Origin of the sequence: Corallococcus carmarthensis, assembly GCF_003611695.1 — a bacterium.
GTDB classification, from domain to species: Bacteria; Myxococcota; Myxococcia; order Myxococcales; family Myxococcaceae; genus Corallococcus; species Corallococcus carmarthensis.
The window spans coordinates 1-6,167 of the sequence record NZ_RAWE01000346.1 but is presented as its reverse complement, the minus strand read 5'-3'; the positions used below and the strand labels follow the sequence as shown (position 1 = coordinate 6,167).

Sequence of the window (6,167 nt, the reverse complement as noted above, 5' to 3'; positions counted from 1 at the left end):
CCGGGGGTGGGGACGAGGGAGTCGCCGGACATGGCGGTAGGGCCTAGCACTGAAGCGCGCGCTCCGCCCCTGACGAATCGTGTGGGCGCCTGGTCGCGTGACGTTCCTGGGGATTCTCCCGGCACTCCACTGCGCACCTGCATGCGAACCGTGGGAGTGACGCACGGCGGAGCTAAGTGGGAGCCCACCCGGAATCTGTGCCCTAGCGAGGCGTGGCTGGGAAGGGGCAGGTGGGGAAGCACGGGTGGGAGCACCGGCGCAGGCGGCCGTAGGGGACGGTGCTGTATGAGACCCTGCAGCAGCGACTGCGCTGGCTGGAACTGGATGTCTTGAGCCCTCCCAGCAAGCAGCCTCGGTGCTCCTTCCTGGAAGGCTTCTCCCTGCACGCCAACACGCACCTGTACGCCAATGATCGGTAGGGGCTGGCGCGGCTGTGCCAAGATGGAGCGCGCGACGCGTTGGCGCTGGAGCGTTTGTACGAGCGGAGGACGGCCGCATTGCCTGGCGGATGAAGCGTCCGTTGCCAGCCGGCACCACACACCTCTTCTTCACCGGACTGGAACTCTTACGTCGCGTGGCGTCCCTGATACCTCCGCCTCGGTCGAACCTCACGAGGTTTCACGGTGTCTTCGCTCCGGGCGCGAAACTCCGGCCATTTCTGCTCCCTCAAGCGGAGGCAGAGTCGAAGCCGGAAGAGGCAAGCGAGCCGCCTGAGGCAGCGGCGAGGCAGGAGTGGACCCAAGAGGGCACGCCGCGGGTGGATGGGTCCGGGTTGCTCAAGCAGGAGTATCGCGCTGGACGTGTTCGCCTGCGGCAGGTGTGAAGGCAGGCGTAAGGGTGCAGGCGTCTCTGACGGATCCCAGTGGGGTGCGTGCCATTCTGGAGCCCCTGGGACTGCCCGCGCTGGCTGGGAGACGGGCCCCAGCACGGGGCTACCCCAGAACGCGGGGTGTTGAGGGGTAGGCCGCAAGTGGCCCCATGCCCAAGCCCCCTGCCGCGCCCCAGCGGGGAGTGCGGCCTGCGCAGGCGTGTGTCCAATGAGGGCTGCACGGCTTCTGCGCCGGCCTGGCTCACAGCTCGGCGGCACCCGTCAGCGTCCCGCCTCGGCATCTCTGCACCCGCCTCACCCTCACCAAGTCTTCTATTCGCCCGATGCGTTGGACGGGGACGCGCTGGAAGTGGAGCGCGTGGGCAACGACGTCCGCTTCGTCGTCACGGACTCGCGCAAGCAGACGGATGTCTTCAGCGGCAAGGTGAGCGAGGAAGGGCTGCGCGGCACTGCGGACTCCACGGACAGCAACAACCCGAAGACGCGCGTGATGCATGCCTTCACCGCCCGGCTTCTCCCCGCGCGTCCCGCCGGTCCGCCGCGCGTGCACGACTTCAAGCCGACCACGTGGTCCAACGAGTTCTCCGCCCACCGCATGCCGGTCCTCACGGTGTGGCCGGGGACACCGTGCTCACGACGACGCTCGACTCCGGTGGCATGGCGCCTCGCGTGGAGTCCCCCACGCACCTGATGGCGGTGGGGCAGGGCGGCTCGCTGGACGACGCGCTGCGCTCCGCGACGCAGGGCTTCACGCAGTGGCTGGAGCAGGAGTACGGCCTCACCCTGCCGGAGAGCGCGCAGGTGCTGGACAGCTCCGTGCAGTACGTCGTCGCGAACCTCTCGGGGCGCAGCGTGGGCGTCGTCGCGAAGCTGGAGAAGGCGCGGCTTTCGCCCCTGCGCCCCGCCTCGAAACAGGCCGCCCCTGTTGCCTCCCGGTCCACCCGGCAACGCGCTTCTGTAGCCTGCCAGTCCACGACCGCGGCGCGTGCCCGCGCTGCCCGAGCGAGAGACCGCCCGCGCGTCGCCCCGGGCCCGCTGGTACGGCACATGAAGGGTCACGTGGCTCCTGGCTCGCCGGGAACGGGCGCGCGGCGCGTCCGGTTCATGCGGAAGGGAGACAGGCCGGTGCCGGGCCTCGTGACGTCACTTCCGGGCGTTGAGGATGTGCTGGAGCAACTGCCGCGAGATGCGCAGCAGCTTCGCCGCGCCGCGCACGCTGCCCTCGGACTTCGCCAGGGCCTCGTCCACCAGCGTGTCCCGGACGACGCCCTCCAACTGGTGCAGTGGCACCTGTCCGGCGCTCGCCCGCAGCGCGTGCACCAGGTCGGGGGGCCGCGACAGCGTCCGCGTCCACACCTCCTCCAGCCGCGCCAGGTCCAGGGGCTTGGGGAGGAAGGCCCGCACGCCCCCCGAGGCCAGCCGGAAGGCCTGCTCGGCGGTGGCGTTGCCGCTGATGGCGATGACATGCGGCAGGGGCTCCACCGCCTGCAGGTCCTCCAGCAGCGTGTCGCTGGTGCCGTCCGGAAGGCTGACGTCCAGCAGCACGGCGTCCGGAGGGTGCTCCTTCAACACCCGCCGCGCCGCGGCGAGCGTCGTCACGTGGGTGATGTGCTCGGCGTGGGAGCGCAGCGCGTCCTCCAGCACCGAAGCCAACCGCTCCGAGTCCTCCACCAGCAAGAGATGTCGCACCCGTCCCACCCTTGAAGCCTAGCACCTATGTCTGAACACCCTCCGCCGGCCATGCCGGAACAGATTGCCCAGCGTGTGCTGTCGGACGCCTCCAACGACGGCGAGGCGTTGGTGAGCGCGGTGCGCATGGTGTTCTGCGGGCTCGTGCTGACGCGGTTCCTGCTGCTGGGCGGCCTCCACGCGGAGGGCGGTGTGCCGGCGGCGCTGGTGGAATTGCCCGTGCTGGGCTTCGCCATCGGGGCCTCGGCGGTCGCGAGGTGGGCGGCCCGGCGGCGCCTGTTCGGGACGGGCCTGTTGGTCGCATCCTCCGTGCTGGACGCGGTGTTCGCCCATGCCTCGTTGCTGTCCACGCTGGTGTGGCACGGCCCCCACTACACGGGGCTCCTGCGCATGCCCGATCCGTCCGCCGCCGTCGCGGTCGTGTTCATCACCGCGCTGCGGCTGTCGCCCCGCGCCGCCTGGGCGGGCACGGCCGCCAACCTGCTGCTGATGGGCGGACTCGTCGCGCTGGACTTCCAGTGGAACGCCCGCTTCGTCACCTACGGCATGTCGGAGGTGGCGCTGCTCCTCATCTTCATCGGCAGCGTGGGGGCGGTGGCCTCCCTGGCCTGCGACGTCGCGCGGCGGATGGTGCTCAAGGCGGGGTGCGAGAGTGCTCGCGTCGAAAGGACCCGTCGGCACCTGGACCTGATGCTCCGCGAGCACCATGACGTGAGGACGCTGTTGTCCTCGGCGCGGCTGCGCGCGGACCTCCTCGTCCGCGACCCCGGCAGTGACGCGTGTTCGCGCTACGCCCAGGCGCTCGTGCAGGACCTGCGCGAACTGGGGGACTTCGTGTCCAGCGTGAAGTCCCGCACGCTGGGCGAACTGGCGATGATCGATGAAGCCGAGCTGGTGGACGTGGGCGCCACGCTGCACCACGCGGCGGACGTCGTCCGGTCGCGCTTCTCCCACGTCCACATCGTCGTGGGGACGGATGCGCCCGATACGTCAGGGGTCCAGGCGCCGCGCGCCCGCATCGTCGGTGGGGAGCGCGGGCTGTCCCACGTGGTGACCAACCTGCTCGTGAATGCCTGCGAAGGCGATGGACAGCGCGGGGCCCGCACGGTCCGGGTGAGCGTGGAGCCGGATGGCAATCCGCTGCTCATCCGCCTTTGCGTCAGTGACGACGGGCCCGGCTTCCGCGCGGGCCTGCTGGAGGGCACGCGCCCCTGGGGTGGCACCACCAAGCGGGATGGCTCGGGACTGGGGATGCTCCTGGTGGGAGGGCTGGTCGAGGCGAGCGGCGGCTCCCTCCTCGCCTCCAGCCCGCCCGGAGGCGGCGCGAGGGTGGATGTGTTGCTGCCGTCCGGGGCCTGAGCTTCAGGCGCGCTGGGGCCGCGCCTCCATTCGAGGGACGGCGTTGGACGTGCCTCCCCACGCCATCCCGAGGCCCAGGTGGGCGACGAGCATCAGCGCCAGCGGCTCACGGAGGTCCTGACCGAAGGCGGGAAGCAACTGGAGCACCCCCGCGAGCAGCGCGCAGCCCATGAGCACCCCGACGCAGGTGCGCGTCCACCGCTCCGCGCGAGCGCTTCCGAAAGCCAGGCCGATGCCCAAGGGGACGAGCGCGAGGGCGAATGGATTGAACAGCAGCAGGCCCTCGCTGCCGCGCAGTGCGGAGTGTTCGGAGTAGCGCGTCAGCAGCAGTCCCACGAAGCCCACCGCGCCGGACAGCAGCCCGAACAGCGCGTGGTACAGCCCGAAGGCGATGCGGGCCCCGGGCGTCGCGCCGCGCTCCCGCAGGATGGACAGCACCACCGCCCCGCCCCCGACGACCGCCCCCACGAGGAACAGGTGCGGGAGCGCGGAGGTGCCGGCCTCCTGGTCGGAGACAGGCCGCGCGCGGGACACGTATACGTCCACCCGTCCTCGCGGCGCGGACGAGGTGTCGAGCAGCCGCGCCAGCTCCCGGGGGACGAAGGCCTCCTCCCAGCGCGTCCGGGGCGCGTCCATGACGTCGTTCACCCATGTCAGGAGCAACAGGCTCAAGACGGGGCTGTGCCGGGTGTGGCGCCGCAGGTGCTCGCGCCAGGTGAAGCGCGCGGGCAGCGAGGCGTCCGCGCGGAGCGAACCTTCCAAGGCGTCGTCCAGGGCGTCCCGCACGCGCGTCGCGCAGTTGTTGTCGGTGGGGTGATACGCGTAGAGGCGGTGCTCGGGGCTCACGTCCCGTTCGAGCCGGGCCAGCAATCGCTGCCGTGCTCGCAGGGGGAGGCGCAGCTCCTGCGCGGTGATGGAGCGGTCCTCGCGCTGGTAGGTGGCGAACGTGTGCGCCACCGGGAGGCGCGCGGCCCAGAAGGGCTGATGCCGCACGAGGAAGTGGAGCGGGCTGCCCTGTCCCTCATGCGTCGTCATCCCGTAGCTGTAGAGGACGTCGGTGCGCAGGCGCGTGTCCTCGACCCACAGCGCGCTGTGTCCGAAGAGTTGGTGCGCGTCCGGTCCCGGGCCGAACGTCACCAGCTTCACGCGTAGGTCCTCGGGATGTTCGCCAAAGCCCGGGGGCAGCGCGGCCTGCGCGGAGGGGCTCCCCAGCCATCCCCCGAGCCATCCGATGAGCAGCAGCAGGAAGCGGTGTCGGGCCATGCGCGCGGTATCGCGCGAGCGCTGGACCCGGGGCAGTGCAAGAAGATTGGCAGTGTTCGCGTCGGGGGCTTCGCGGCAGGGTGTTTGAAGCCCGCGCCTCCGGGAGGCGGCGGGTGACGTGTCTGTCCCCCTGCCCGAACCTCACGAAAGAGAAGCCTGTCATGACTGGAATCCGCTCCCTGGGCGCTGTCTCCCGCCGCGCCTTCGCCACCCTCGTCGCCGCCCTCGCCCTGGCCGTCGTCACCCTGTCGCCCGGTGAGGCGTTCGCCATCGACGATGCCCACCGCATCACCCAGCTCACGGTGACCATCGTCACGGGCGGGGACGACCTGCGCACCGCGAGCAACGCGGTGGCTTCGCTCCACTATACGAACACGTCGGGCAACCAGCTCGTCACCAGCTTCAACCTGAACAACGGCGTGTCGTGGCCCAATTACTCCACGAAGACGGTCACCTTCGCGACGCCGGCCGGCATCTACCAGGGACTGCTGCTGGACTTCGCCATCCAGTTCACCTCCGGCCAGCCGGACATCTTCTCCACGGGCGACAACTGGAACATGAACGCCATCACGGTGACGGCCCGCATGGCGGACGGCTCCAACGTCATCATCATCAGCCAGGCGGGCAGCCCCCTGCACCGCTTCCAGAGCGACACCAACACCCGCTGGGTCACCGCGTTCTAAAGCTCGGCACGATGGGTGGCCCGCCGGGCGCGCTGGAAGAAATGCCGTGTCGATTTCGCGGCCCCTCTTTCGACGTGGAAGTGAAGCCTCCTGGGATGCTCCGGGAGGCCCCACTTCCGGAACAGGAGCCGTCTCCCATGGCCATCAAGCTCGCCGTCGCCGCCCTCGTCCTCCTCGTCGCGCTGGGGGCCTTCATCGCGATGCCCGCTTCCGCGCTCTAGTACCACTTAGTCGGTTGTTGAAGCTGCCGGTCGATCATGATCTACGGTCGTGATGGACCGGCGGACGCTGAAGCGACTCGATGAGGAGTTGCGCGAGTACCTCGACTCGATGGTGGAAGGAAT

General features: G+C 70.2%; 8 protein-coding genes. 6 read left to right on the top strand and 2 right to left on the bottom strand.

Annotated elements, in window-relative coordinates; all coding sequences use genetic code 11:
- Positions 1-278: 278 nt before the first annotated feature.
- From D7X32_RS47330 to D7X32_RS47320, 3 genes are all read left to right on the top strand, one after another.
- A complete protein-coding gene (locus D7X32_RS47330; RefSeq protein WP_244239492.1) occupies positions 279-419 on the top strand; it encodes a hypothetical protein in 141 nt (46 codons plus the stop codon).
- Positions 420-508: 89 nt separating this feature from the next.
- A complete protein-coding gene (locus D7X32_RS47325) occupies positions 509-823 on the top strand; it encodes a transposase (RefSeq protein WP_244239491.1) in 315 nt (104 codons plus the stop codon).
- A 364-nt stretch (positions 824-1,187) separates the two neighbouring features.
- Complete coding sequence (locus D7X32_RS47320) at positions 1,188-1,520, top strand: hypothetical protein (RefSeq protein WP_244239490.1); 333 nt, start codon at positions 1,188-1,190, stop codon at positions 1,518-1,520.
- Between the two features lie 452 nt (positions 1,521-1,972).
- Here the strand turns inward: D7X32_RS47320 and D7X32_RS42530 are convergent, their stop codons facing one another.
- Positions 1,973-2,518 (bottom strand): response regulator, encoded by a 546-nt coding sequence (locus D7X32_RS42530; protein WP_244239489.1) that lies wholly within the window; start codon positions 2,516-2,518, stop codon positions 1,973-1,975.
- A gap of 27 nt (positions 2,519-2,545) precedes the next feature.
- Between D7X32_RS42530 and D7X32_RS42525 the strand changes: the two genes are divergently transcribed.
- On the top strand, positions 2,546-3,877 hold the full coding sequence (locus D7X32_RS42525; protein ID WP_120608207.1) for an ATP-binding protein: 1,332 nt from the start codon (positions 2,546-2,548) through the stop codon (positions 3,875-3,877).
- 3 nt (positions 3,878-3,880) lie between these two features.
- Here D7X32_RS42525 and D7X32_RS42520 read toward each other — a convergent pair whose 3' ends face one another.
- A complete protein-coding gene (locus D7X32_RS42520; RefSeq protein ID WP_120608206.1) occupies positions 3,881-5,140 on the bottom strand; it encodes a lipoprotein N-acyltransferase Lnb domain-containing protein in 1,260 nt (419 codons plus the stop codon).
- 161 nt (positions 5,141-5,301) lie between these two features.
- Here D7X32_RS42520 and D7X32_RS42515 point away from each other — a divergent pair, with 161 nt between their 5' ends.
- The gene (locus tag D7X32_RS42515) at positions 5,302-5,823 is read left to right on the top strand and encodes a hypothetical protein (RefSeq protein ID WP_120608205.1); all 522 of its coding nucleotides are present in this window, start codon (positions 5,302-5,304) and stop codon (positions 5,821-5,823) included.
- Between the two features lie 95 nt (positions 5,824-5,918).
- On the top strand, positions 5,919-6,044 hold the full coding sequence (locus D7X32_RS47725) for a hypothetical protein (protein WP_279635664.1): 126 nt from the start codon (positions 5,919-5,921) through the stop codon (positions 6,042-6,044).
- Positions 6,045-6,167: the final 123 nt, after the last annotated feature.

What these genes read in the sequence shown, in the direction of transcription:
- D7X32_RS42520 (WP_120608206.1), bottom strand. Translation starts at nt 5,140, where the DNA reads ATGGCCCGACACCGCTTCCTGCTGCTGCTCATCGGATGGCTCGGGGGA.
- D7X32_RS42515 (WP_120608205.1), top strand. Translation starts at nt 5,302, where the DNA reads ATGACTGGAATCCGCTCCCTGGGCGCTGTCTCCCGCCGCGCCTTCGCC.
- D7X32_RS47325 (WP_244239491.1), top strand. Translation starts at nt 509, where the DNA reads ATGAAGCGTCCGTTGCCAGCCGGCACCACACACCTCTTCTTCACCGGA.
- D7X32_RS42525 (WP_120608207.1), top strand. Translation starts at nt 2,546, where the DNA reads ATGTCTGAACACCCTCCGCCGGCCATGCCGGAACAGATTGCCCAGCGT.
- D7X32_RS47725 (WP_279635664.1), top strand. Translation starts at nt 5,919, where the DNA reads ATGCTCCGGGAGGCCCCACTTCCGGAACAGGAGCCGTCTCCCATGGCC.